At 60.0% G+C, this 26,375-nt stretch carries 26 protein-coding genes; 17 read left to right on the forward strand and 9 right to left on the reverse strand.

Translation table 11 applies throughout. From position 1 onward, the window contains the following. Positions 1 to 398: 398 nt before the first annotated feature. The 4 genes from R3E82_08465 to R3E82_08480 are packed head-to-tail and all read right to left on the reverse strand — an operon-like array spanning position 399 to position 9,385. Positions 399 to 2,441: a DUF3604 domain-containing protein gene (locus R3E82_08465; GenBank protein ID MEZ5550907.1), complete on the reverse strand. Its 2,043-nt coding sequence runs from the start codon at positions 2,439 to 2,441 to the stop codon at positions 399 to 401. Between the two features lie 28 nt (positions 2,442 to 2,469). Further along, positions 2,470 to 4,404, reverse strand: a complete 1,935-nt coding sequence (locus R3E82_08470; protein ID MEZ5550908.1) for a DUF3604 domain-containing protein — start codon at positions 4,402 to 4,404, stop codon at positions 2,470 to 2,472. 32 nt (positions 4,405 to 4,436) lie between these two features. Beyond that, a complete protein-coding gene (locus R3E82_08475; protein MEZ5550909.1) occupies positions 4,437 to 7,016 on the reverse strand; it encodes a DUF3604 domain-containing protein in 2,580 nt (859 codons plus the stop codon). Between the two features lie 14 nt (positions 7,017 to 7,030). After that, positions 7,031 to 9,385 carry a TonB-dependent receptor gene (locus R3E82_08480; GenBank protein ID MEZ5550910.1) on the reverse strand — a complete coding sequence of 785 codons (2,355 nt, stop codon included), beginning with the start codon at positions 9,383 to 9,385 and terminating at the stop codon, positions 7,031 to 7,033. A gap of 346 nt (positions 9,386 to 9,731) precedes the next feature. Here R3E82_08480 and R3E82_08485 point away from each other — a divergent pair, with 346 nt between their 5' ends. From R3E82_08485 to R3E82_08505, 5 genes are all read left to right on the forward strand, one after another. Next, positions 9,732 to 10,937 carry a TetR/AcrR family transcriptional regulator gene (locus tag R3E82_08485; GenBank protein MEZ5550911.1) on the forward strand — a complete coding sequence of 402 codons (1,206 nt, stop codon included), beginning with the start codon at positions 9,732 to 9,734 and terminating at the stop codon, positions 10,935 to 10,937. An 8-nt stretch (positions 10,938 to 10,945) separates the two neighbouring features. Next, complete coding sequence (locus tag R3E82_08490; protein MEZ5550912.1) at positions 10,946 to 11,362, forward strand: DUF1330 domain-containing protein; 417 nt, start codon at positions 10,946 to 10,948, stop codon at positions 11,360 to 11,362. A gap of 48 nt (positions 11,363 to 11,410) precedes the next feature. Then, on the forward strand, positions 11,411 to 12,637 hold the full coding sequence (locus R3E82_08495) for an aminotransferase class V-fold PLP-dependent enzyme (protein MEZ5550913.1): 1,227 nt from the start codon (positions 11,411 to 11,413) through the stop codon (positions 12,635 to 12,637). A 158-nt stretch (positions 12,638 to 12,795) separates the two neighbouring features. After that, positions 12,796 to 13,233: a hypothetical protein gene (locus tag R3E82_08500; protein ID MEZ5550914.1), complete on the forward strand. Its 438-nt coding sequence runs from the start codon at positions 12,796 to 12,798 to the stop codon at positions 13,231 to 13,233. 85 nt (positions 13,234 to 13,318) lie between these two features. Continuing rightward, positions 13,319 to 13,972: a hypothetical protein gene (locus R3E82_08505; protein ID MEZ5550915.1), complete on the forward strand. Its 654-nt coding sequence runs from the start codon at positions 13,319 to 13,321 to the stop codon at positions 13,970 to 13,972. Positions 13,973 to 14,147: 175 nt separating this feature from the next. On the opposite strand, the gene R3E82_08510 is transcribed toward R3E82_08505, so the two are convergent. Beyond that, entirely contained in the window at positions 14,148 to 14,450 is a 303-nt protein-coding gene (locus tag R3E82_08510) for a fasciclin domain-containing protein (protein MEZ5550916.1), read from the reverse strand. A gap of 85 nt (positions 14,451 to 14,535) precedes the next feature. Here R3E82_08510 and R3E82_08515 point away from each other — a divergent pair, with 85 nt between their 5' ends. The 5 genes from R3E82_08515 to R3E82_08535 all read left to right on the forward strand — a co-directional run bounded on the left by R3E82_08515 (position 14,536) and on the right by R3E82_08535 (position 19,178). Then, on the forward strand, positions 14,536 to 15,171 hold the full coding sequence (locus R3E82_08515) for a CIA30 family protein (GenBank protein ID MEZ5550917.1): 636 nt from the start codon (positions 14,536 to 14,538) through the stop codon (positions 15,169 to 15,171). A gap of 129 nt (positions 15,172 to 15,300) precedes the next feature. Beyond that, entirely contained in the window at positions 15,301 to 15,870 is a 570-nt protein-coding gene (locus R3E82_08520) for an NnrU family protein (GenBank protein MEZ5550918.1), read from the forward strand. Between the two features lie 126 nt (positions 15,871 to 15,996). Next, entirely contained in the window at positions 15,997 to 16,758 is a 762-nt protein-coding gene (locus tag R3E82_08525) for a lysophospholipid acyltransferase family protein (protein MEZ5550919.1), read from the forward strand. 84 nt (positions 16,759 to 16,842) lie between these two features. Further along, on the forward strand, positions 16,843 to 17,946 hold the full coding sequence (locus R3E82_08530) for a penicillin acylase family protein (protein ID MEZ5550920.1): 1,104 nt from the start codon (positions 16,843 to 16,845) through the stop codon (positions 17,944 to 17,946). Continuing rightward, complete coding sequence (locus R3E82_08535) at positions 17,856 to 19,178, forward strand: penicillin acylase family protein (GenBank protein ID MEZ5550921.1); 1,323 nt, start codon at positions 17,856 to 17,858, stop codon at positions 19,176 to 19,178. The genes R3E82_08530 and R3E82_08535 overlap by 91 nt, the downstream gene beginning before the upstream one ends. A 17-nt stretch (positions 19,179 to 19,195) precedes the next feature. Here R3E82_08535 and R3E82_08540 read toward each other — a convergent pair whose 3' ends face one another. From R3E82_08540 to R3E82_08550, 3 genes are read right to left on the reverse strand one after another with little or no spacing between them, the layout of a single operon-like run. Next, complete coding sequence (locus tag R3E82_08540) at positions 19,196 to 19,435, reverse strand: glutaredoxin family protein (protein ID MEZ5550922.1); 240 nt, start codon at positions 19,433 to 19,435, stop codon at positions 19,196 to 19,198. 5 nt (positions 19,436 to 19,440) lie between these two features. Next, positions 19,441 to 19,809, reverse strand: a complete 369-nt coding sequence (locus R3E82_08545) for a hypothetical protein (GenBank protein MEZ5550923.1) — start codon at positions 19,807 to 19,809, stop codon at positions 19,441 to 19,443. A gap of 18 nt (positions 19,810 to 19,827) precedes the next feature. Then, entirely contained in the window at positions 19,828 to 20,328 is a 501-nt protein-coding gene (locus tag R3E82_08550) for a hypothetical protein (protein MEZ5550924.1), read from the reverse strand. A 330-nt stretch (positions 20,329 to 20,658) separates the two neighbouring features. Between R3E82_08550 and R3E82_08555 the strand changes: the two genes are divergently transcribed. The 4 genes from R3E82_08555 to R3E82_08570 all read left to right on the forward strand — a co-directional run bounded on the left by R3E82_08555 (position 20,659) and on the right by R3E82_08570 (position 23,184). Then, complete coding sequence (locus tag R3E82_08555) at positions 20,659 to 21,210, forward strand: DUF3365 domain-containing protein (GenBank protein MEZ5550925.1); 552 nt, start codon at positions 20,659 to 20,661, stop codon at positions 21,208 to 21,210. 145 nt (positions 21,211 to 21,355) lie between these two features. Next, a complete protein-coding gene (locus R3E82_08560) occupies positions 21,356 to 22,195 on the forward strand; it encodes an LLM class F420-dependent oxidoreductase (GenBank protein ID MEZ5550926.1) in 840 nt (279 codons plus the stop codon). A gap of 130 nt (positions 22,196 to 22,325) precedes the next feature. Continuing rightward, on the forward strand, positions 22,326 to 22,661 hold the full coding sequence (locus tag R3E82_08565) for a helix-turn-helix transcriptional regulator (protein MEZ5550927.1): 336 nt from the start codon (positions 22,326 to 22,328) through the stop codon (positions 22,659 to 22,661). Further along, on the forward strand, positions 22,654 to 23,184 hold the full coding sequence (locus R3E82_08570; protein ID MEZ5550928.1) for a hypothetical protein: 531 nt from the start codon (positions 22,654 to 22,656) through the stop codon (positions 23,182 to 23,184). The genes R3E82_08565 and R3E82_08570 overlap by 8 nt, the downstream gene beginning before the upstream one ends. 52 nt (positions 23,185 to 23,236) lie before the next feature. On the opposite strand, the gene R3E82_08575 is transcribed toward R3E82_08570, so the two are convergent. Next, a complete protein-coding gene (locus R3E82_08575) occupies positions 23,237 to 24,154 on the reverse strand; it encodes a L,D-transpeptidase family protein (protein ID MEZ5550929.1) in 918 nt (305 codons plus the stop codon). Positions 24,155 to 24,653: 499 nt separating this feature from the next. Here R3E82_08575 and R3E82_08580 point away from each other — a divergent pair, with 499 nt between their 5' ends. From R3E82_08580 to R3E82_08590, 3 genes are all read left to right on the forward strand, one after another. Beyond that, positions 24,654 to 25,343: a UPF0149 family protein gene (locus R3E82_08580; protein MEZ5550930.1), complete on the forward strand. Its 690-nt coding sequence runs from the start codon at positions 24,654 to 24,656 to the stop codon at positions 25,341 to 25,343. A 126-nt stretch (positions 25,344 to 25,469) separates the two neighbouring features. Further along, complete coding sequence (locus tag R3E82_08585; protein MEZ5550931.1) at positions 25,470 to 25,688, forward strand: AbrB/MazE/SpoVT family DNA-binding domain-containing protein; 219 nt, start codon at positions 25,470 to 25,472, stop codon at positions 25,686 to 25,688. Further along, complete coding sequence (locus R3E82_08590) at positions 25,685 to 26,119, forward strand: PIN domain-containing protein (GenBank protein ID MEZ5550932.1); 435 nt, start codon at positions 25,685 to 25,687, stop codon at positions 26,117 to 26,119. The genes R3E82_08585 and R3E82_08590 overlap by 4 nt, the downstream gene beginning before the upstream one ends. The last annotated feature ends 256 nt before the right edge of the window (positions 26,120 to 26,375 follow it).

Below are 26,375 nucleotides of genomic sequence, written 5' to 3' on the forward strand. Positions count from 1 at the left end.
TCCCGTTGCGGAAATCCTCCGCCACCACCACAAGATGGTCCACGCGCTGCGCAGGCGGTCCTTCGAGACCCGCCGCCTGCCGCTGCCGGCGTTGCTCCGCAAGCTGGGCGCGACTCTCGGCGGATACTCTGACTTCGAGGGCGTCCTTCCCACCGAACTCGACCGACCGGACTTCCACGTTGTGCAGACCCAGATCGTCGATATCGAGCGGGGTTGCAGTCTGTGCACCGGCATTTGCAGAGACCTGGAGTACTCCAGCGATCAGCCCGCAGAGCCATGGCCGTGCTGGCATTCGAATCGAGGGACCGGCACTGTTCCGAATGGGTTCATTCATTTCAACTCACTCCTGGCTCACCGCAAACCTGATCATCGACGGCGGAGCCGAACCGGGAAACCACTCACTCACCACCCGGCACCACCCAGATCGGCGATGACCACACCCGTTCCTGAATTGTCGCATGCAGATCAGGTCGCGGTGGCACCCCGGTGCGGATGGCATCCCAGGTGGACCAGCGACAGGTCGGATTCTCCAGCGCCCGCACATAGTAGAAGGCCCGCTGATCCGCTTCGAAGTCAGGATCCTGCCAGACTGTCATGAGTTCCGCTGCCCCTTTGTCACCAGAAAACCTGCAGGTGTCCAGGTCGACCGAGGCGCCGTTGTCCGGGCAGCGATGTGTCGCCGGATCCACCGCCAGTCCATCCGAGCAGGCAACATCGTAAACAGATTCCCGAGTCTCACCATCCACCACCATGCCCTTGATGATCTGCAGGCGCTGCAGCGGTGCGCTGCGTGCATCCCGGGCTGCCCATACCACGAAGCTCGGTACCTGACCGATACGGGCATGCAGATCACCACCCATGGTCACACCATTGGCGTAGGCGCGTTCGATCCAATCCGGGTGAGCGGTGAGGTCCTTCGAAAAGCCGTAACCGGCAAACAGGCGCACGCGCAGGCGTGGCCCACTGGTGGCAAAGGTTTCCTTGCGCCGGAATGCATCGAAGATCGAATCCCGGGTGTTTTCCTCCGCCCATACACCGGCCAGACCTGAGGCGCTCCAGTGCTGCAGCGCGCCTTCCCGATACACGTCCGTGCCGATCTGTTTGGCCGCCTTGTTTTCAATGGCGACGGCCGCCGCTTCCGGATCGAGAGGTACGGATCCCCGCTGGGCGGGTGTTGCATCGAGAATACCGATCTTCGAGAAGAAGTTGTCTTCATCAAATGATCCGGCACCGGTGTGCGTGTCGCTGGAACCGATCAGCCCGAACTTATAGGGATTCACCCCGATGCCGGCTTCGAGCGTGAGACCGCGCAGATAGGCATCGCGCACATAGCTGCCGGGCGGCTGACTGGGCAGCGTGGTGGAGATCCGGTACGGCATGATTTCGAAGTCCGCCCACTCATCGTTGGGCGACAGCGCCGGATGGGTGTCTGAGGTGCCTTTCACCTGGGTCACTTCCACCAGCGGCTCGTTGCGCATGCGCTGGTTTGCGTAGTCGCTGTCGATGGGGTCGCCGGCCCAGTTCGTGAGCATGAACATCGCGCCATTGGAACCGTTCGAATTGTGCGGAATCGCCAGGCTTTCCATACCCCGTGCCCGCAGCTGATCCATCCAGTCCCACAGACCCTCGGGATTCTGGGAATGGAATCGGGAAAAAGGCACGTCCGGCACCCGGTCACCATTTCTGAATATCACGTTGCGATGCAGGTTGCCCCGTTCGTCGGTGGTGCTCGTGTATTCGTAGGCGATGAAGGTGGTGAACTGCCCTGGATCGTTGAACTGCTCGGCGGCATCGATGGTGTCGCGCCAGGCGGAACGGGCGATGTCGTTGAGCAGCTCGCGATCCACCGTGCCGTCGAGAATCCCCCGCACGGTGTCGGGAATGAAGGTCGAGAATCGCCGGCTGCGTTCAGCCGAACTCGCCGCCGTAAGATTCTCTGGTCGGTTGAGATTGTGAAAAGGCCTGGCCAGCTCGAGTTTTGAGAACTCCGTGCTGGTATCTGCTGCTGCAGGCACAGCGCCTAAGAACATGGCATGGTCGGTCACGCCGTAGAAGTCCAGAGGTGCCCGCAACTGCATGTCGAATCCCGCCGGGTGTCTGATTGCTTCGCCCCGGGCATAACGATAGGCGTCCGCCGGCGTTGCGATGGTACCGAAGGCATAAGCGTCGAAGCTGTACTGGGTGTGGATGTGCAGATCTCCAAACAGCGCCTGACGGGTCGCGCTGTGGCCAGGCGCCACAGCGATGGTCTCCAGCGGCGGCTCGAAGAGCCGGGGTCGCGCCTGCGCCATAAGGCCTGCACTGGTGCTCGCTGTCGTCGGTACGGCGGCAGACGTGCCCGATGCAGTTCGATCCCCTGTCGAGGTCTGTTCCGATCCCGCGCCGCAGCCAGCCAGCACCAGACAAAGGCAGACCCCTATCCCCCATCGATTCCAGTTCATGCTTACCTCTGTCTTCAAGATGCCCCGGTCAGGGCTGATACCAGATCGGCGAACTCCAGGCGCGCTCCTGCTGGGTGGCGGCAAGATCGGGATTGGGTTCGATACCGAGCCGGATGGCATCCCAGGTGGACCAGCGGCAGCTGGGATTTTCGAGCACCCGGGCGTAATAGAAGGCCTGCTCGGCGGGATCGAAGTCGGGGTCGCGCCACAGTGTCTTCAATTCGACTGCCCCTTTGTCACTACTGACACTGCAATCGCTGAGGTTGACCCGTGCGCCATTGTCCGGGCACCGGTGGGTGGCCGGATCCGGCGTGAGTCCGTCAGCACAGGCGACATCGAACACAGCCTCGACCGTGTCGCCGTCTTCCACCCAGCCTTTGACAATCTGCAGGCGCTGCAATGGCATGGACCGTGGATCGCTGAGCGCCCAGAGCAGAAACGCGGGCGCTGCCCAGGTTGCACGCACCGGGTCCGCAGTCGCGGAAACGGCACGTCCACTCAACTCTCCCCCCATCGCCACGCCACGCGCATAGGCAGTCCGGGTGGGATCGGCCACCGTTGCAATGTCGTCCGGAAAATCAAAACTGCCAAAAAAGCGTACCCGGATCCGCGGACCGGAGGTGGCGAAGGTTTCCCGTCGCCGCATGGCGTCATACAGGGATGCCCGGGTGTTGTCTTCCGCCCACACCCCTGCAAGTCCCCCGGTGCCATGGGTTGCCTGCCGAGGTGTCCAGAAATCCTGCCAGGATTCCTGGTTCCTGGGGTATGCGGAGCCGCGAGACCGGGGCGTGTTGGGTCCGCCGGTGAAATACGCCTGTTCCTCATAAGGTGCCGCGGAAAGATGCGAGTCGCTCGAACCGATCACGCCGAGCTGATACGGGTTGAAGCCATCCCGATCCTGCATCTTCAGACCCGTCAGCAACGCATCCCGGTAGTAGCCGCCTTTGAATACCGAAATCGGATTGGTGTTGGTGGCGCGATTCAGGTAGTACTGCACAATCTGGAACTCAGCCCACTCATCGTTGGGTGACAGCGACGGATGGGTCTCCGAGGTCCCCTTGATCTGGCTGATCTCTGCAATGGGTTCATTGCGCAGACGTTTGTCCGCAAAGGTGCGATCAATGGGATCACCGCTCCAGTCAGTCTCCTGAAAGGCAAGACCGTCGCTCTGATTCATGTTGTGCGGGATCGCCAGCGCTTCCATGCCTTGCGCGCGCAGCGCATCGAGCCAGTTCCAGAGGTCTTCGGGATTTTCCGAGTCGTCGCTGCTGAAAGGTCGCTCGGGCACCTCTGTACCGCGAAACACCACATTGCGGTGCAGATGTCGGCCGCCGGGTGTGGGCGTGTATTCGTAACCGATAAAAGCCGTGAAGTGGCCGGGGTCGTTGTGCCGCTCCGCCGCTACCACGATTTTTTCCCAGGCGTAAGCGGCGACCCTGGGGCCGGACAGTTCGTCACGCGCCGGGCCCATCTGTTGCAGATGCCTGATCACACCATCGAGGCTCATGTCCTTGCCGGGCAGCACCTGCCTGGTTTCCGGATGGCCATAGGTCGGGCTCGACGGATCCAGCAGCGCGGCGAAGACGCCCAGATACCTTGCGTGATCGCTGACCATCAGGAAGTCCAGGGGGGGACCCTCGAGACGCAGCGTCATACCAGCCGGATGCGCGATGGGCTCACCTTTCGCATAACGGTAGGCGTCGTCCGGCGTGGTGCGCACACTGCCTGTGAAGGCATCAAACGAATACATGGTGTGAATGTGCAGATCGCCGAAGTAGGCGGATCGACCAGGTACACCCGCGGCCGCATCCGATGACTCACTCATCGGCTCGGCAGCAGTTGCATCTGCAGCGAATACAGTCGGTAAGTCAGCAAGCACAAGGCTTGCCAGTGCCAGCATCATCAGTGACAGGTGTGCCGAAAGCACACCCGATCGGCGCGGGCAGTCGAGCACATTCAGCATCGTACCCTCCCCTTCAACGGTCGTTCAAAACATCAACGGTTCGGATAGCCCCCCACCCAGATCGGACTCGACCAGGCCATGGCGTCGTTCACCTGCTTGACACGAATGAAATAGTAATCCCCCTGAATGGTTCCCGTATCTTCGATTTCAAAGCTGACATCCTCAGCACCGTTCGGAATACGACGGCGTAGCGTGATCCGGTCTTCGTAGATATCGAAGGGAAGCGTGCGGCTGAGCACCCCGCGCTCGAGATCCGCAAGCGCCAGTTCAAAATCGCCACCCGGCAGCCTGGCGAGCTGTCGATAGATTGGCGGACCGGAGCCGAATTCCCGGGTGGGGACCAGATTCACTTTTACCCTGGCACCACGCCTGATGTTCTTCAACACTAGGCGCACCGAGCTGGCGTCACCTCGGCTCGCAGTTTCGAACACGAAGGCATTCGCATTGCCAGCTTCGGTCGAAAACGCCTGCATGTCGGCGTTGAAGAAATCTGTCGGTTCCGCCGTCACCAGGTCTGCGCCGATCACTTCCACACGCCCGGACCAGGGACGCCAGCCGCGGGGATTATCGCCGCTGTGCATCGGGGTCGAGGAGCTGTCGAAGCTCAGGTAGAAGGTTTCTTCCTTTGCAAACGCACCGCTTTCGATGCTCAGGTAGTCTTTCTGCCAGATCTCCTCGTCATTCCGGACCAGGGTGATCGACTCGATGGGTGCGGTGCCGATTACACGACCTTTGATCCTGCGTTTTTCTACGAACGGGATCCTCTGTCCCATCCCGGCATCGTTGAGCGAGACATCCAGAATCATCCTGTCACCGGTGGTGGCATAGACGCGCAGTTCCTTCATCGCATCGAATATGGCGTCCCGCGACGTTTCCGGCGCCAGTACTGCACCGAGGCCGCCGCGCTGTGACAGTCCGCCGCCTTTAGGCGCTGTATAGCCCGGCTGGCTCAGGTGATTGTCGCTGGCAGCGATAAAACCCACCTGCTGGCCGTGCTGCAGATACATGCGGCCGAACCACTCGAAGGTGCCGTGCTGGGACATGATTTCCACCAGAGGCTGCAGTTTCGGATCACCCATCCGATAATTCCCGGCCTGATGGGCATGGGGAATCACCACCACGTCCTGCGGGTCGTTGCCGAGACGCAGGCCGGCGTAGAGATCCGACAGTGTCGGGAACCACTGGGTCGGCACACGCTCACGATCTGCGGGTGTGCGGAACAGAACATTATGGTGCCCGCCGTAGATGTTGCTGGTGGTCCACTCATAGCCGAGGTAGGCAATGAATCGCCCCTCTTCAGAGTACTTTGCAACGTTGTCCCGCAGCACCTCCCACTCCGAATCGTCCATCCAGATGTCGTGCTCGGAGTGGGTCACAAACTCCAGACGCGCATCATCCCGCGCCCAGGTCATGAACCGGTCGGGGGTGCCGATACCTTCTGCGAATCCCGAATGACCGTGGGTGTCGCCCCACTGGATCTTCTGCGCATCGGCTGAAACCAGAATGGGGTTCGCAACTCCCGTGATCGCACCGTCGCCGGAGCGTATGGTGATTCGATAAACACCGGGGGAATTCAAGCGTAAGTTTTCGAGCAGAGCGATCGCACTTCCTGCAGCCGGCAGTGCGCCGAGCAGTTCATCGTTGGCATAGACCTGCCAGTCCGGATAGGGCGGCTGCGCACGATTGAAGAAACGATCCTGGGCCCGCACCGAAATCGTGAAGGCCTCATCGGGACGAACCACCGAAGGCGCGAATCCGTGAACTCCGGCGATCGATGTGCCGGAGATGCGGATCGGCTGTATGGGCAGCGAATACTGCTCACCGCTGTCGTCGAATATCAGATACAGGGGAAACGGGGTGAAGTCGCTGGAAGTACTCGGCATGCGCAATCCCGGGCTGCCACCGCTGCGGGCACCATAGGTCAGGGTGACCGTGTCACCCTTCTGCAGGGTGCCTGCGTCCAGCCGGAAGAACAGCATGTTGGCAGCACCGCGGAAGTTGCCGTGCATGCCTGCTATGGGCGCACTGTCCACGACGAAACGGGCGGTACCGGAACTGCTCGCGATGCTGAGGTAATTGGGCGCTGCGGGGTCCTGCGTCTGCAGGTCGCCATGATCGACCATGAAGTGTTTGCCCACGACGAGGCCACCACCCCGCACGATGGGTCGAGTGCCGACTGTGTAGGTCTGCTGGAAGGTGGCCCAGGAGCGTGCTTCGAAAGGACCGAGATCGGCGGTCAGCGCTCCGATCGCCTTCGGATCGGTGTCCTGCAGAGACAGTTCACGGATGTATCCGTCGAGCGCCGCCACCTCTCTGGGTCGCACCCGATCCGGATTGACCGGCCGGATCGCTGCCGTGAGGTTGACCGGCACATAGCCACCGTTCAGAGCGAAGGCATTTGCCCAGTCCCAGAGCACCCGGGTACGCTCCGCCGCGTTCGCAGCGGTGGTGGGCGATCCGATGACATCGGCTTTGAGCTGGTCGACCTTGCTCCTGAGTTCGGGATTCAGATAGTCGGTGGCGGCGGCTGCGTGCAGCGGTCCGCAGCACCACATCACCACACTGACCAGCGCTGCCACCAGAGACGGGAACCCGATTCGCTGTCTATCCATGATCTGATGGGCTCCTAGGGCCGCAGTCGCACCGTCAACTCGCCATACACATACCTCGGCAGATTCCGTATGTAGAAGGTGCTGTTTTCCCAGGTCTTGTAGTCGTAGTCCGTCAGGTTCTCTCCGCGTACGAACAGCGACCAGTTAGTCGTCTCAAGCCCCAGGTGGGCATTGAGTCGCTTCACGGTGTCCTGCTCATTGGAAATGCCACTCACGTTGGTCAGACTCCTGGGACCGCCTTCTTCATAGGTATAGGTGGCAGAGGCAACCAGCGCAGCACCATCGAACCCGCGAATGCTGCTCAGACTACCCAGCGCCTGCCGATACACGACCGAGCTTTTTACCTGATTCGGCCGCAGGAAAGGCAACTTGGCACCGTCCGCGACAGCTTCCGTCGCTTCAGACACATCGTCGTTGAGGCTCTTCACCTCACCCTTACCCCGCGCATAGCCCAAGTTGAACAAAACCGTCCCGCCATAATCGAATTGTTTCTTGTAGGTACCCTCAATTTCGAAACCCCACGCATACGCCTTGCCGACGTTATCGATGAAAAAGGCCACGGGGATTTCGTTGTTCGGCGGGATTGCAAATCCATTCGCATCTTCTCCAACCCGACTGCCATCCGGATTGAAGCCGAGCCCGTTACCATTCACGTCGACGAGCTGGCACTGCTCCGGACATCCGTTGTCGGTCGTGTTGAGGAAATCGTTGTAGTCCGTGTAGTACACGTCCGCGTTCACCGTCAGAGCCCGATCAAACCAGCTTGTCTTTACGCCCAACTCGTAGGTGATCGAGGTTTCTTCACCGTAGGTCAGCACAGCCGGATACAACTCCAGGCCGGGACTTCCCTGATTGAGGTTCATGCCACCATGACGGTAGGAAGAGGCGACTTTGGCATAGGCCATGACGTCCTGTTCGACGAATCGGTAGGCGGCGGTGAGCCCCCAGGGCAGATTGGTAAATTTCTTACTCGTGGAAAAGTCCGTCTCCGGATTGACCGGGTTGTTGATGTCCGGAAGCCCAGGCTGATCACTGCGTCGGTACGTCACTACATCGCCATCGATCTTGTCTTCCGCATAGCGCAGCTCAGCTGTCAGTGTGACCGGTACCTCGTCGAACCGGTACTCCACGCTGCCGAAGGCAGCCCACGAGTCCGTGGACATGTTCACGGTGCGATACTGTGAGTTCGCAACTGTCTGCGCTACCCAGCCATTAATTATTTCGGTGTTGTCGTGGGTGAAGTAGTCTGCGCCCACCAGCCAGGTCAGATTTCCGACGGTGTCTGCTCCATAGCGGATTTCCTGAAAGAAGATGTCGTTGTCGATACTCTGGATGTCCTGAAGATTGCGCGTTGCAGCCGCAAAGGTCGGACCCGTGTAATCACTGTCGTCCTGGATCACGTACTTTCGATCGCGGTAGTTGCTCACCGAGGTGAGTGTGCCCTGGCCCAGATTCCAGTCGATCACCAGATTGTGGTTGTCCACATCGTACTCCGCTCCTTTGCGTGAGTTGACCGTGGTTTCGAAGGCATCATCGAGATCGGGCACCAGGGTGGTGCGGCTGATGTAGGCATCAATCGGTTCGTCCTTCTGAGTATCGAAAACATAATTGATATCCCAGCTCTCATTGGGCTGATAGCGCACCGACGCTCGCGTTGACTGATACTTTTCATGGTCGACGCCCTGTCCGGTAAGGCCTGTGTAGTAGCTGTCCCCCCGCTTCTCGTACACGTGGCTGGCCCGTATGGCGATCTGCTCATTGATGGGCACGTTAACTTTGCCATCGTAGCGCTGTGTATCTTCTTCGCCTGCCGCGATTCCAAGATCGATTTCGAACTGATCCGTCGGCTTTTTCGAGATCAGATTCATGGAGCCACCCAGGGCATTACGCCCGTACAGGGCACCCTGAGGACCCCGCAGGACTTCGACCCGCTCGAGATCGTAGGTGTCGAGCCGGGCAAAGTTCTTGCCGCCAAAGCTGTTGGTCGCGAAATAAGCGCCATTGCGATAGAGACCGGTAGCAGACACGGACGCTCGATTCCGGGATTGCCCCGCGCCACGGATGGTGGGCTCGGTCAGTGAACCGGCCTGGGTTTCATTAATGCTGATGCCGGGGATCAGATCGGTGATGTCCCTGAGATTGTTCACCCCGCCGATGTCTTCGATGAAATCCGAACTCAACGCCGCCGCGGAGGCAGGAATGTCCTGCAATCGTTCGGTGCGTTTCCTGGCGGTGACAACGACCTCTTCGATGAGCGCGTTCGACTGTGCAGCGGCCGCTGCAGCCATCGGGGCGTGCAAGGTGATCAGAACCGGTATCGCGCAGATGCTGCCGATGAGCACCGCCCGCATAAATCGAAATGCTTGCATGTTTCTCTCCCATTAGACGAATGCGGGCATCCCCATAGCCCCGCTGCCCCAATTTCTTCACAAGCGCAACTTCAAGTCAATAAATTTCTTATTCGAGGATTCCCCATTTTTACGTCCTATCGGGAAAAATACGTGTATTTACAGCCATACCAACTGGAATTCATAATTCCGGATTCCGCTGGTTAGAGGACTGCAGATGGGCCATCGTGTGTCTCCCGGCGATGAAATCCAGCTTTTCCCGGCTGACAAACCTTTTCAGGCATGACAGGATTCCCGATATGACGGAAATGCTCCGATCAACAGCGAGCGCGTCTGCGCATACAGACATTTTTGAGCCGATACCATCTTGAGCGCAGAAGTCGCGAATCTGGAACCCACATCCACTCGGGAGAAGATCCTCTCCGCAACCGAGCAACTGCTGCGCAAGGACCCGTCTGCCGATTTCACACTCAAGCAACTCGCGGAGAAGCTTGGCCTGCACTACACGGCCGTTTATCACTACTTCCATAATCGGGATGATCTCGAAGCCAGCCTCATCGAGATCTACACAGAACGACGATCGCGCCTTCTCGACGAGGCGCGAATCCGGGGGGACAGTGCGTTCACGCAGTTGATGGAGTATGTGCGTCTGGTGATGCACGAGTCGTCCACATCTCTGATCATCCGCGGCCGATCAACGCTGGTGGGGCCGTATCGCCGCCGTGTCATCAGGTTATATCAGCGAAACCGTGCGGAACTCGCCGAGTTGATCAACCAGGGTGTGGCGGATAAGAGCATCATTCCAATCGATCCACAACTCGCCGCTCATCTCGTTGTAAGAATTCTGGACCGCTTTGCATATCAGGAAGAGGCAGTGTTCACGGAAGCCGGGTTGACCGCGGACCGTCTGACGGAGGAACTGGTTGCCTTTTTTAAAGGCGGTATCGCTGCCGACACGAACGACCCGGGCGGGGTACTTCTAAACAGCGCCCCACGCTCGCTGCTTTCGCTGCAGGAAACGGCGCTGGAAGAAATACTCCGCGCCACTACGATCGCCTTCAACACCCGGGGCTGGCGAAAAACGTCGATACCGGACGTCGCCAGGGAGCTGGGCCTCAGTAAGACGTCTTTCTATCGCTATGCTGCCAGCAAGGAAGAACTGCTCAACCAGTGCGCCCACCGCACGCTCAACCTCATCGCCCAGATCCGGCAGGTGTCCATCGCCATGTCCGATAATCCTCTCCAGGCGGTTCTCCTCGACACCTATCTGTCGCGTCAGCTGCTGGACCATGCACCAGGTCCACTGCTGTCCCCTTATCTGTTCGATTGTCTGTCTACCGAACACGGTCGTGTCGCCTGGGACATTTATCGCGCTTATCGAAAGGTTCTGATAGAGCTGCTGCGGGACTCCGTCAAGGCAGGTCTGATACGCCCTCTGAGTGCAGAGGCAGTTCAGCCCATGATTACGGCGATGGCCTATATCCCCTTCCAGACCTCGGATGAGAGCCAGGGCCACGCGGACCAGGTCATGCAGGTGCTGGCGTTCGGTCTGGCGAAGGGGTACCCGAATTGAGGACGACCATGAAGGAGCAGGAAATGGGCAGTGTGGATTTCGAGGCACGAGCGCTGGAGGCCATGGCGACGGGCGACCCGGACGAGCCGGTCGTCATGCTCAATCTGCTGCGTTACCGGGATACGGCGCAGGCGGGATACGGGGTCGATGGTTTGAGCGGTCGTGAGGCCTACGGGGTTTACGGACAGCGATTCGAAGAACTGCATCCGCGCTTCGGCGGCGAACCGATCTGGATGGGCAAAGCCATCGGAACCATCATCGGCGATGAAGACTGGGACCTGGTGATACTGGTGCACTATCCCACCCGGCGCCAGTTTGTCGAAATGATGCAGGACCCGGCCTACAAGGCGATTTCGCCTATCCGCGCCGCGGCGCTGGCGGACAGCCGACTGGTCGAAACCACCCAGCTGCTGCCACGGATCTGATACCGGGACGGGCTGACAACAGACGCTCGACCAGAGGGGAAGAGACCAATGAAGATCAACACCACCCGCCGGGGGTTCCTCGGCGCGCTCGGCGCCGGCGCAACCCTGAGTGCTGCGAGAGCGACCGCCGCCGAGAGCAACTACTGGGACCTGATCCGCGCCCAGTTCGCCTTTGACGAAGACCGGGTGCCGATGAACGCGGCGAACCTGTGTCCGTCACCCCGCTCTGTCGCCGAGCGCGTGTACCAGCTCACCTATGACATCGATCGTGATTGCTCCTTCCAGAACCGCAGCAGGCTGACCGATCTGCTCGAGCGATCCCGGGCGAGTGTGGCCGCAGCACTCAATGTCAGCGCCGACGAAGTCGCCCTGGTCCGCAACACGAGCGAAGCAAACAACGTCGTTAACAACGGCCTCGACCTCGGGCCTGATGACGAAGTCGTTCTCTGGGATCAGAACCACCCGACCAACAACGTCGCCTGGGACGTGCGCGCGGCCCGGTCCGGCTTCCGGGTCCGGCGGGTGTCGGTGCCCGAACGGCCCGTCAACGAGGATCAGCTCATTGCACCATTTCTGAATGCGCTGACCGACAGCACCCGGGTACTGGCCCTGACCCACGTCTCAAACGTTACCGGCATGCGCCTGCCGGTCGCCGAGATCGCGGCACAGGCACGCCGTCGCGGAGTACACGTACACGTCGATGGCGCCCAGACCTGGGGTGCATTCGACATCGACCTGAAGGCACTGGGGTGCGATACCTATACCGCCAGCGCACACAAATGGTTCATGGGTCCAAAAGAGGCAGGTCTGCTCTATGTGCGATCTGACCGTATCGAACAGCTCTGGCCCAGCATCGTCGCGCCGGGCTGGGGCGAGGACGCAGAGAGCGATCTCGTCGGTGCGCGCAAATTCGAATCCCTCGGCCAGCGCGACGACGCCTGTCTGGCGGCCATTGCCGATGCGAGTGAGCTGCATGCGGCAGTCGGCGCTGCCCGCGTAGAACAGCGTGTGCGCGAACTGTCCCAGCGGCTCAAAAGCGGCGTGGCCGAGATGGGCCTGGGACTCGTCACCCCGATGGATCCGGCGTTGAGCGGCGGTGTCTGCATCATCGAGGTGACACCCGGGCAGCGCAACGAGGTCTGGCACCGGCTCTATACCGAGCATGGCATCGCCGCTGCGCCCACCGGCGGCTTGCGGCTGTGCCCCCACATCTACAATACGACGGCCCACGTCGATCGGGCGCTTGCGGGGATCGAGGCACTGCTGGTGGGCTAAAGCTGCGCAATCACACCCGCTTGCGCAGTGGCCTCGGATCTGCCTCCCCACTCATCGGGAGCCGTTACCATGTCGCGTCGTTCAGGTACCGTTCAGGCTTACTTCGCTAACCTGCCTTCCAGGCAGGAATGTGCCTTCCAGGCTTCCAGGAGAGATCGATGAAGACTTTCGCCCTTGCTGTACTCACGCTTTGCGTTACCGCCGCTGCCGTTCCAGCACAGGCCGGTAGCGGGCATCGGGGTCACGGTTACGATCATCGCGGCTGGGGCCACGGTGGGCACTACTACCGCGGCAGCCACGGCCACCGATCCCACAATAATCACAATGGCGCCTATCTGGTGGGGGGGCTGGTACTGGGCACGGTGCTCGCCAGTGCATATCACCGTTCGTACTACAGAGATTATTACGAACCTTATCCGGTCACCCGCACTGTCTATCGAACCGTACCTTCCCGTGTCGTCATCCGCGAGGTAAACGTTGCACCCGTAGGCCGGACCCTCTTCCGGGATCGCCATGGCAACTGCTTTGAGCGCAACTACAACGACTCTGGCGATGAAGTGCTTTACGAGCTCGACCCTTCGGACTGCGACTGGTAGCAGCCAGGGTCTATCCAACGTAAAGCGACTGGATTAAAGTTTGCGACCTGGATGCGTCCGCATCCAGCACACCAGGAGTCTCTCCATGTCGCGTCGTCGTTCTGTCTCGGGCCGGGCGTGTTTCTGCGCCTGTGTTTTCGCGGCGGCTGTTGCACTCCCATGCGCAGCGATCGCCGATTCCAATGTGCCGGGTGCGATTGCAGGTCTGTTGCCAGAAGGGGCTGATCCTGGAAAAGGCAGTTTCGAGGTCATGGAAACCGAGTTCGGAAAGTCATTCGGGGGCAATCTGCAGGCAACATCTTTCCCGGGTCAGCGACCATCCTGCGTCTTTGCCGGCACACCGGAGCTGCGGATCGAAATCAAGGGGGATACCGCTTTCGAAGCACCGCCCATGCTCGACATGGCGATCGCCATGTACCAGCAGGACATCGATCGAGCACCGGCAGCCACAGCCGGATTCGCGACCAGCTTCATCGCAAACGCACCTGACGTCGTCTCGGTGGGTCCGGTAAAGAGCGAAGCACTGGGCACCGGACACGTGGTGTATGTCGAATATGCAGAAGACTGCAGCGGCCACCCGAAGGGAGCAAAGACCCGATTGAGCGGCTTCGCTCGGCGGGGAGCAACCCAGCTTAACTTCAACATCGTGGTCGCCCTGGACAGCGCCGGAACGCTGCAGCTTGCCCGGCAGATCATTGACCGCTTCGACAGGATGGACATTGCGGGGCTTACGCAGTGAGCTGATGTCACGTTTTCGAGTCAGGTTCGCGGGTATTACCGCCCTGCTGTTGTTTCTGCAGTTTCAGGGCGGTACTCAGGGTAAGTTGTGGAGGGTCTGCGGCCGCAACCAGACTGGCGCGGCCGCAGGATCGGCGATTACGCCTGAGGCAGAATCACCGTATCGATCACATGAATTACCCCGTTGCCAGCTGGTTGGGATTAGCGAGCAGATTCTCGAGCGCACCCGGTGGCAGCGCAGCAAACGCTTCTTCGGTGGGGGCGAACACCGTGAACGGCCCTTCGCCTTCCAGCGTTGCGGTTAGAGCGGCTGCGTCCAACGCTGCGAGCAATGTGCTGAAGTTACCCGTGTCGGTGGCCACGCTCACGATTGTGCTTTCCGCCAGTTCGGCTGAACCACCTTTGTAGTTGTCCGCGATGGCATTTACCGCACCGACACCGAAAACGATGGCGATAATCGGAGTAAAAACTTTATTCATACGCATCCTGCTGATTCCTTGATAGTTGAGTGGTTATCTTTCGTCCCAGGAGGCACGAGTATGGGAACCTGGGCGTGAAGCACCCGTGAATCGCAGGGCTGCAATCTCAGCCGTATTAATTGCTTCTTCACGCAGTACTTGCGAGCATCAGTTGATGGTGCATTTATTTTTTACGGTGTTACTGAGTTTGTCCCAGATGGCAGAAGCCGATGTGAAGGAACTGAAAACCCTGGCAGATTTCCACTCACCACAGACCGATTTCGTCTGGACAGCAGTCAACGACGACGTGATGGGCGGGCAATCGAGCGGTGAGTTCTCGATAACCGACGGCCGTCTTGTGTTCCGTGGTGAGATCAATACCAATGGGGGAGGTTTCGCCTCCATTCGCACAGATCCTCAGCAACTCCATATAGGATCACACGATGGATTGAAGCTGAGAGTGCGTGGAGACGGGCGCACCTACAGGTTTCGGCTTGTGACAGCAGGGTCGGATTACGCGTACATGGCGGACTTTCCGACCCGAAAAGGAGAATGGGAGATCATCGACCTTCCCTTTTCGACATTTCAGCCCAGCTGGCGCGGGCGCAAGCTCGATCGTCCGCCTGTGAAACCAGCCGACATCACCAGCATCGGCTTCCTGATCGCAGACAGACGGGACGGAGAGTTTGTACTGGAAGTCGAGTGGATCAAGCTGATTCCCGGCAAGTCGCGCGCTTCATAGATTATCCACAGCCCTCTTCGGCTCGCGATTCAGGCACGGGATGACGGGCCCCGGCTATTTTCGTCCGGGCTGGCCTTCTGCAGGACGGTCTGGTTTAGTTGCTCCCTGGCAGGCAACGAGGCGTTCAAAGTGACCCTACTGATCATCGGTGTTCTGTTGTGGGCGTTCGTCCATCTGATTCCCTCACTCATGCCCAGGGTACGGAAAGGCCTCGTTGAGAAAGTGGGAGAAGGTCCCTACAAAGGATTCTTCGCACTCGATCTGGTTATCGCGATTCTGCTCATGGTGTTCGGCTGGCGCTCGGCTCCTGTCGACATTTGGTATGCAGCGCCGCTCGCAGGCAGCCCTATGATAGTCGCAGGGCTCGTGGCGATCGGCTTTGTAATGATGGGTGCGGCGAACGCGCCGACCAACCTCAAGCGCTATGTGCGCCATCCCATGCTGACCGGCGTGGTGGTATGGGGGCTGGCGCACCTGCTCGCCAATGGTGACAACCGCTCGACCATCCTCTTTGGAGGCTTGGCACTCTGGGCGCTGCTCTCGATCTTCACGATCAGCGCGCGGGACGGAAAGTGGAGTAAGCCTGAGCCGGTACCCGTGCAGAAGGACGTACTACTGGTCGCCATCGGTGTGGCGCTGACCGCCGTGGTGGCCTACTTCCACGAATATCTGTCCGGTGTGCCGATTCTCGGTCTCTGACCTTGGCGGGCAACAGACACCCGGGTCCCCGCTGCCAGCGCGATGGTGCTTTTATGTGACGACTGTTTAATCGGAATCACATCGCAGACCACTCCAGCGACTCAGAATAGGACCAGGCGCGCTGACATGCTGTTGCTACGTTCATACCTTTTTCTGCCTGTCTGGATCGCTACCGGCATCATCACCGGTACCGTCAGCCTGTTGCTTTGGCCCCTGCCGTATCGCTGGGGCTACAACATCATCATGCTCTGGAATCGTTTCGTCGTATGGTGGGCCGGCTTCTGTTGCGGGGTCCATTACCGGGTCGTGGGGAAGCGGCCATTCACCGCAGAGCCCTGCGTGATCCTTTCGAATCATCAGAGCACCTGGGAAACCGTTTTCCTGCAGTACTACTTCGGACCGGCCAGCACCATCCTCAAAAAAGAGCTGCTGCGGATTCCGTTCTTCGGCTGGGGGCTGGCGCTGCTCCGCCCTGTGGCCATTGATCGCAGCAACCCGGTCCAGGCCCTGAAGCGGGTCAAGAGCCTCGGCAAAGCGCGACTCAAGGACGGCAATAACCTCCTCGTGTTCCCCGAGGGCACCCGCATGGCGCCGGGCCAGAGCGGTCGCTACGCCAGAAGCGGCGCGGATATCGCCTGCTCTGCCGGTGTGCCGGTGGTGCCGGTTGCGCACAATGCCGGCACCTGCTGGCCAGGCAGAAGTCTGCTGAAGTATCCCGGCACCATCACTGTGATCATCGGCGAACCGATCGCCACGCAGGGGCGCACCAGCCGGGAGGTCATGGAGGAAGCCAGAACCTGGATCGAGGATCAGGTTGCTGCGATCGGGCGCAGCCCGAAGCACGCAGCGCAATGCACTGCACAATCAGGTCCACCAGGGAAACTCTGATCAGGTATCAACGCCGCGCAGTTTCCCTGGCGCCCGACTGAAAAGCGGTAGTATTGCGGGGCGGAACAATCTGGAGGGAAGCCGATGAACCTTGCAACCGCTATCTGCCTGAGCCTTCTGGTCACGCTGGCAGTCAGCGCCTGCTCACAGGAGTCCAGTCAGCCTGCAGGTGCTGTAAATACCGATCAGGCAGCAGCCGACCCCGGCTATAAAGCGACCATCCGCTGGACCAGCTACGGCGTGCCTCACGTGCAGGCGGAAGACTGGAAGGGACTCGGCTACGGATTTGCCTACGCCACAGCCCGGGATGCCATCTGCGTGATCGCCCGCGATCTGGTGATGGTAAACGGAGGCCTTTCGAACCACTTCGGCGCGGAGGACGGCAATCTCGAAAGCGATGTCTTTTACAACGCCGTTCTCACAGACAAGGAACTGTCGGGCTTCATGGCCGATCAGTCGCCCCAGGCAGCAGATTTCACCAGCGGCTACGTAGCCGGTTACAACCGCTACCTTGAAGATCATCAGGACGCTCTGCCTGCAAGCTGTCAGGGCGAGCCCTGGGTGCGGCCGATGACAGATCTCGATATCGCCAGGCTGACAACCGGTGTGGGCATCCGCTATGGGCTGGGCCGGCTGCAGAAAGAGATCGCGGCAGCTGCGCCGCCGTTCGACGACGGCATGAACGCAGCAAGCGCATTTACCACGGATTTTTCCCTGCCGGCAGGCTATGGCTCCAACGCAGTCGCCCTTGGCGGCGACCTGACGAAATCCGGCCGCGGCCTGCTGTTCGGCAATCCCCACTACCCGTGGCATGGTTCTTCCCGATTTCATCTGATTCACACCACCATCCCCGGTGAACTCGATGTGATGGGTGTGAGCCTGCTGACCACCTCCCGGGTTTCCATCGGCTTCAACCGGGACATCGCCTGGAGCCATACGGTATCGACCGCCCTGCGCTCCACCTTTTATGAGCTGAGCCTGCATCCGGAAGATCCGATGCAGTATCGCTTCGGTGATGGCTATCGACGGATCGAGGCAGTCGCGGTACCCGTGACCACCCGAAACGAAGCAGGTAAGCCGATCACTGCGGAGCACACGTGTACTTCAGTCACTACGGCCCGATCGTGGAATCGGCAACACTGCCGTGGAACCACCAGAAAGCCTACGCGGTTCGCGATGCGAACCTGAACAACCGGCAATCCGGCGTTACGTACGATGCGCTCAACAAAGCGACCTCAGTGGCGGAAGTGGAAGCGGCAATCAGCAACCAGGGCGTGTCCTGGACCAACACCATCGCCGCGGACCGGCACGGCAAAGCGTTTTATGGCGATATCAGTGTCACGCCAGGCGTGGACACCGCACTGCTGGAAAGATGTCGCGTAGCGCTGGCCGCTCTGCCCGCCCGGGAGGTGGTACTCGATGGCGCAAGACCGGATTGCGCATGGCGCGACGATGATCGCTCCGCCGTACCGGGTGCGCTGCCTGCCGAAGAGATGCCGCGGCTGGTTCGGACCGACTATGTCGCAAACTCCAACGACAGCTACTGGTTATCGAACCCGAAGGCGCCGCTCGAAGGCTACTCACCGATCATCGGCAGCGAACGCACAGCCAGAAGCCTGCGCACTCGAGCCGGTCTCACCTTCATCGCCGAAGCAGTCTCAGCGGGGAAGATCGGGCCGGAGGAGATGCAGGCCATGCTCGGAAGCCAGCGCAACTTCGGTGCCGAACTGCTGCTGGATGATGTGCTGCAGATCTGCGCTGCGGATCTCGAACCGGTGCAGCTGGATGAGCGCATCGTGGACGTGAAGCCGGCCTGCAACGCCCTCGCCGCCTGGGATCGGCGTATGACGGTGGACAGCCGTGGCGGCCATGTGTGGCGTGAGTTCTGGCGCACGGCACAGAACATCGAAAACGTTTTCAGGGTGCCGTTCGACTCGAGCGATCCAGTCGGTACGCCGCGGGGTATTGCGGTCGAGAATGCGGTGGTCAGAGGCGCGCTGCTTGAATCACTCGCATCTGCCCAGGTGACGCTGCAGGAAGCCGGTATCGCCCTGGACGCGCGTCTGGGAGACATCCAGTTTGCCGAGCGCAACGGCGATCGTATCCCGGTACCCGGCGGCGAAGGCTGGGCGGGCATGTGGAGCATGATCATTGCGGAGCTTGCGCCGGAGGTCGGTTACTCGCCCATACGCCACGGCAACAGCTATATGCAGGTCATTTCCTGGGATGAAGACGGCAAACTGGACCCCCGGGCGATCGTAACCTATTCCCAGAGCCCGGAACCGGACTCGCCACACTACGCGGACATGACCCGACTGTACGCCGAAGGCAAATGGATCCGGCTGCCCTTTGAAGAAGCTGAAATCGCGGCCGATCCGAATCTGGAGACACTCAACCTCAGTTCGCGGGACACCCGATAACCTCGGGTGCCGGCTGTTCAGAAATCGAGCAGCGCCACCAGCCGATCGGGGCGCAGGTCATCGCCCGCATAGATCCTGCCATCAATCCCAAGCGCTGGTACGGTACGGATACCGTGGCGCTCAACGAGCGATGCGGCAGCTTCATCGACCATGAGATCCTTCACAATAAACGGTATGCCTTCCGTGCTCAGAATTCGCTTCAAACTCTCGCAAGGCGCACACAGCGGTGTGGTGTAAACAATGATTTCGCGTGCCATGGTGATCAGGCCTTACCTTCTTCTTTCAGGCGCCGGTAGCGCGCCTTGGCCGCCATCCAGTTGTCATAGGCCTCGCCTTCCAGAAACGGCTGCTCCGCGGTGAATATGGTCGCCTTCCAGTGGTCACCCTGGGGCCATTCAAACGGCGCTACGATTGTCGAACCCGGTTTATCGGCAGTCTCCAGGAGATTGAGCGCCAGCTCGACGATCCGGGACTGCATCCCCGTATCGAAGGGAACACCGCAGGGATTGCCCAGCGGAAAATCGACAAAGACAAGTCGGGGCACACCGCAGTTCTCCACAATGTCCCGCGCGGTCGCAATCACCACGGTTGGAATACCGTTAGCTTCGAGATGTCGAGCGACCAGACTCACGGTCTGGTGGCAGACAGGTCAGACAGGTGTGAGGATGGCGACGTCGACACCATCCTCACGACACCTCCGCAGCACTTCAGGCGCATCCTGCTCGCTGGTCTGTCGCTGACTGTAAGCGGTGTACACACCATGGCAGCGCGGCGCGAAGCTGCCGAGTCGTCCTTCCGCTACCTTCTCCATGAGTCGCGAGACCGGAAAGTAGGAATTCACGTCATCGAGATGAGTAGCGTATTTATCGTAATGCTCCTGACGACTGAACAGCCTTTCCGGAGGCGTGTCCGTGGCAAGACTGTAGACGCTGCCGATCTGGTGATCCTTGCCCTTCTCCCGGCCTTTCCCATCCGCCGCCCGCACCCCGACATCGCTGGTGGACACGAGTACGGCACGGCACTCCGCCAGCGGCTTCGCCAGCGGCGCGAAGGGAATCTCGTCGAAGTGCGCCCACTGATATGGCTTCTGGTATCCCTGAGATAGGTAGTAATCCCGGGTCCTGTCGATGTATTTCACATGCTCACTCATAGCAGCCCCTTTGATCTTTTCGCCGAGTTTAAAACTTTGTTCCCCTGCCTTCACTACCCGGGATAAAGCCCTGTCAAAGCGTGGTGTGAAAGGCGGTCTCACCCTGCAGCGCCCTACGAACAGCCACTGGTGTGATTTTCAAAAGCACAGAGACGGCACATTGATGCGCTTTTTTTCCGTTTCGACCATGATTGGCTGGTCATCCCCCCAAAGCCGTGACCAGGACAGAACGATCGTGCACGGGAAAAGGTATGATCGCCTGCAGTACGGAATGTCGAATTCCGCATTTCCCCACCGCGACCGGCGAGCGCACATAGAGGAGTCTGAAAGGTGAAAAAAGCAATTCTGCTCGCCGCTGTACTGGGTACTGCAGCCACCCCGGCCATCGCTGACGATCAGCGGCTCACGGAGTCCCGGGAGATTGCTGAAGCGTTCCAGCAGCAGCTCGGCGGAAAGTTGCAGGCAGCGCTGGCTGCGGGCGGGCCGCTCAACGCCATCGGCGTGTGCAGTGAGGTCGCGCCGGTCATTGCCGCCAGGCAGAGTGCTGCAAGCGGCGCCCAGGTTAGCCGTACGGCGCTGCGGGTGCGCAATCCCGATAATGCCCCTGACGAAGAAGCTCGGGCCGTGCTCGAGGATTTCCGCCAGCAGATCAGTGCCGGTTCCGCAATGCCCGTAGAGTATTTTCAGGTAAACGATGACGGCAGCGCGCGCTTCATGAAGGCCATCGTGCTGCAGCCTATGTGCGCCCTGTGCCATGGGCAGACACTGGCCCCGGAGGTCCATGCGGCCGTGCAGCAGCACTACCCCGATGACCAGGCCACGGGTTTCGCGGTGGGTGAGTTACGCGGTGCGTTTCTCATCGACTGGCCGGCTGGCGGCTGACCGGGCGGGAACCTGCATGTCGATGCGGGTGGGTATCGGTCATGCTCAGTGCAATGGAACAGAAGCATTCAGTGAGCGAAAGATCGAGCACCTCACTACTATGTCTCAGCCACCCTATGGCAATTAATCAGGATTGGAGGCGCGTATGAAATTTGCTCTGTTCGGCATCAACAACGGTATCTGTGCGGATCCGTCGGTCATGAAGAATGTATCTGTCAGGGCCGAACAGGCCGGTTTCGAGTCCCTGTGGACGGCTGAACACGTTGTGCTGCCGGACCCGCAGGTACCCCCATCGCCTGCACCTCCGTTGACGCCGATGATTCACCCGTCGACATCGCTGGCCTATATCGCAGGAGTCACATCAACGATCAGACTCGCAACCGGTATAACACTTTTGGCGCAACGCAATGCGGTGGTACTGGCCAAAGAGATGGCAAGCGTCGACTGTCTGTCTAATGGTCGTTTGATCCTGGGTGTGGGGGCGGGATATCTGAAGGCAGAGTTTGATGCACTCGGTGTCGAATTCACCGAAAGGGGAGCACGTACGGAAGAATACATCCGGGCAATGCGGGAACTGTGGACTGCAGACAACCCGGCATTCGCAGGTCGCTTTGTAAATTTCAAGGGAATTCAAAGCCGGCCCCGGCCCGTACAGGTGGGTGGGCCGCCTATAGTCATGGGCGGAGCCAGTGCCGCTGCTTTCAGACGCGCAGTTGAACTCAGCCAGGGCTGGTATGGGTTCGCGATGGATGTGCAGACGGCTGCCAGTTCAGTAGCGGGATTAAAAGAAGCAGCTCAGAAATCTGAACGACCCGAAACACTGGGGAAGCTCGAGATCAGTATTACTCCGCGAGCACCGGTCACTGCGTCACTCATTCGGGAATACGAGGACCTCGGTGTTGATCGGCTGATCCTGTTGCAGACGGGTCGTACTGAAGCTGAACTGCTCGCCGCGATCGACAGAACTTCAGCCGAGTATTTCTAGGGGCCTGCAGCGGGCAAATCTGGACCTGGTATCAGAGATCTGCAATGAGTCCTGTGTACCCGGGTTCGCCCGCGATCTGACACGCCCCTATCGCCTTTGAAACCCGTTATCCAATCGGATACCATGCGGTATGGCTGCATCAAGTCACGTGCATTCGACCGCCGCCCTGCTCGCACAGGCAAGAGCAGAGGCCGGGCTATCTCTCCGGGATCTCGCCCGGCGAGCGAGTACCTCCCACGCAACGCTTTCTGCCTATGAGCGTGGCCGGAAAGTCCCATCTGTCGTCACCTATATCAGAATCCTGGAGGCCTGCGGCAACGCCGTAGACGTTCAGCTCCAGCCTCGAATCAGAGAAAAGGACGGCATTCCAAGAGGAGACGAACTGGAATCTGTGCTGCAACTCGCCGCCCAGTTTCCAGCAAAGGCATCAAGATATCTCGATCTACCGGTTTTCCCCCGTGGATAATCTTGTTGAAAAGATCATCCATCTGCATGAACGCCTGCACCAGCAGGACATTCCCCACGCATTCGGCGGTGCTCTGGCCCTGGCCTGGTGTACGGAACGCGCCCGGGGCACCATCGACATCGATGTAAACCTGCTCATCCCGGCAGGCGACTGGCAGAAGGCAGTGGATGCCCTACCGGCAGACGTGAAGGTGACCCGGAAAGACCGAGAGATCCTGAAACGCGACGGTCAGGCGCGCGTCTGGTGGGACAAAACGCCGCTCGACCTCTTTCTGAACTCGACCGGGTTTCATGCTGGCATTGAGTCCCGCGTCCGCTGGGAAACGATTGCAGGAAAGTCACTGCCATTCCTTTCCTGCTTCGACCTGGCGGTGTTCAAAGCCTTCTTCAATCGCACCAGGGACTGGGCCGATCTGGAAGAAATGGCGCGTGCCGGCACGCTGCAGAAGGAGCTTGTACAGGCGACACTGATCGGCTATCTCGGCGCAGACGATGAGCGAATCGGCAAGCTGACGGCGCTGTAATCCAGGGTCGGTATCAGCCGGGACATCTCAGCGCCGAACATTGGCACGACGTCTAAGATCCCGGCACGACCTGGGCGGTCGTGCGCTCGACCACCCGCTCATCTCCGGGATGCTGAACCGGGACGGGAATCCCGGTGGGCTGATCCAGCAGATACTGCACCAGCGCCCAATTGACAGTCGCCAGCTGGTCGCCGGCGGCGGCTTCGATCCGGCGCTGCAACTCGCCGGGTGGAGCCGTGCCGTAAACGTCAGGGTGAACCTCGGCATAGAGTTCCCCGTAACGCCAGCCAACCTTGTAGGGTTCGTTGACGATCCGTACGGGCACGTCAGGGCGCATCATTTCCGCAAGCGCCTCCACGTGCTGGTTGTACATGCGGATGCAGCCGAGACTGGCGGTCTGACCTACGGCAAACGGCTGATTGGTGCCGTGAATGAAATAGCTGGGAATTCCCAGGGCGATCGCCATGCTGCCCATGGGGTTGTCGGGCCCGGGCGGCACAACGGCCGGCAGCGGATCACCGCGCTCGGCATGCTCGCGACGCGCTGTGGGGCCCGGCATCCAGGCAGGGTTGGGAATCACGCTCGTCACCCGTGTCTCGACAATTGGGGTCGGAAAGTCCAGCCGCCCCAGGCCCACCGGAAAGGTGATCACCGTGCGGCCACCCGGCGGAAAGTAGTAGAGGCGGAACTCGGCCACGTTGATCACCACACCCTCCCGGACACCGGAGGGCAGCACGTAGCCGGTAGGCAGATCGATGGCGGTTCCTTCACCGGGTAGCCACGGGTCTACCCCGGGATTGGCATCGATCAGCTCCCGCCAGCCGAGGCCCCGCGCCACGGCCACCGACGCGAACGTATCCTCATGTCGCGTCTTCAGGAGCGTGACCCCACCCACGACATCGGTGTCGACAATCCCATAGGCCGCCGCCCGGGCGGCAGGAGCGACCGGAAGGATTGCCAGCCAGATCACGACGGCTCCAATGTACCCGCAGGCCTGCCGCATCATGCGGCACCTTTGCATTTTCAACATTCCATATCCATGACGCGCATCCGTTGCGAAGCATACAGAATCGAGAGCGTACTACCGAGCCTGGCCACACAGAACGATGATACAAGCAGGATTGGGTTCGGCGCGTAGGCGCCGAAACCGCCTCGGCACGATGCCCGCTACCTCCTTCCGCACCGACATTTGGGACCTTCAGGAAATCTACAGCCAATCTGCAGACCGCCTCCATGGTCCCGGCGACCGTGTCGGTGAGCCCCGATAGATTCGAGCCCTGGGAGTGGACTTTCAGCGTGTCCTGCGGCCCCACACGAAAGAGAATGACTGAATGGCGGAGCGCAACGTACTCGAACTAGCAACCCCCATCGTTGCTACCGCTGCTACGATGGCCATCAGGTCAACTCAGCCATAATCTCAGCAATGTTGCAGTCAACAAGAGCGAAGCTAGCGCCAACGCGGAGCGACCGTGATTCCGCATGAACCCTTAGCCAGCTATCAGTTGGACTGGCTCGGAGAAGTCCTCCTGAATCGCATCGACGACGATGCGGACACAGAGGGTCTCGATGAGGGCATCCTGGACATCCCCGAACTGGACGGTTTTCTCACCGCCGTCGTGAGCGGCCCAGTCGTCTTGGTCCCCTCACGTTGGCTTCCAGCGATGTGGGGTGACTTCGAGCCCGTCTGGAATAGTGCCGACGAGTTTCAGCGGTTCATGTCGCTACTGATGCAGCACTCGAACAGCATTGCCGGGATGCTGGTGGAGACCCCGGAAGCCTTCGAACCCATGTTTTACGAACGGAAGTTAGAAGACCGAGCCGTCACCATCGTCGACGAGTGGTGCGAAGGCTATGTGCGTGGCGTTCGCCTAGCCGAGAAAGAATGGCGTGCTGGCGGGCAGGAAATCGCGGACCTGCTCGCGCCCATTCGCGCGTTCACAGAAGAGACGAATTGGCACGGGCATGCGCTGAGCGACAAAGCGGAGGTCGAGAGAATTCGCGACTCGATTGCACCGAACGTACGCGCCATTCATGCGAAGTGGCTAGCGGAACGCTCTGTCCCTCAGGTGCCGGCGCGCCGAGACCGGCCGCGCGTGGGGAGGAACGACCCGTGCCCCTGTGGAAGCGGGAAAAAGTACAAACGCTGCTGTCTTCAGTAGCCGGCGCGGCTTATAGCGTGAGTTGAGATCAGTGTCGTCGCGGTCGGATGGGTGGCGCCGACATTGGCTGGTTGACACTCGCGACGAGCTCAGTATGATCTTTACCGTATATACATGGGTAAAGATATGCCAAAGGTCAGCAGCAAACGCCAGATCACGCTTCCGATCGATCTGTGCGAGGAAGTCGATATTGCGCCTGGAGACATGGTGGAGATGTACGTCTACCGGGGACAGATCACGGTGGTGAAGAAGGAGACCGGAGCGGCCAAAGGTGTGATAAGACATTTGCGTGGCGACAGCAGGATCACCGACGAGCAATCCCGGCAGCGCGCCCTGGCGGAGTGATCGCTGTCGATACCAACGTGCTCCTGCGCTACGTGCTGCAGGATGAGCCCGCCCGGGAGGCGAAGGCGCGCCGCATAATTCAGGGTTCGGCGCTGGTGCTGGTGACGGATGTGGTGCTCGTCGAGGCGCTGTGGACCCTGAAGGGGCCGAAGTACCGGGCGAGCAAGGACGACCTGATCACGGTCGTTGAAGGCCTGTTCCGCGAGCCAAACATTCGATTCGAGGATGCACCAACCGTTTGGCGGGCGTTGCACGACTACCGCATTGCTGAGCGTGTGAAGGTCGGCGGCAAGCGCAAGAACGCGGATTTCGCCGATGCATTGATCGTCAACAAGGCGAGATTCGTGGCGCAGATCACGTCGGAACATCTGGACGGTGTGTATACGTTTGATGCGGCCGCGAGAGCCATCGACGGAACGAAGGCACCGTAGCCGGATGACCGTTCCCCATAGCGCTTCCCAGTTCGAAACGCTTCCGACCGCTCTTGCTCAACAGGGAGACATTCGGAGACGACTCCGCTGACGATTACCTTGCGACCATGCAGTCAGATCAAACCAAGACCCCGGGCGTGATGCTCCGCCGATGCTGATTTTCGATCAATCGGGACCTCGCGCTGCTCCAACTGAGAACTGCACGGCACTGGTACCAAGTTGGCCGACGTTCGGAGGAGTGAGACCCCGCTATCGG

The organism is Pseudomonadales bacterium (genome assembly GCA_041395945.1).
In the GTDB taxonomy this organism is placed as follows: Bacteria; Pseudomonadota; Gammaproteobacteria; order Pseudomonadales; family Azotimanducaceae; genus SZUA-309.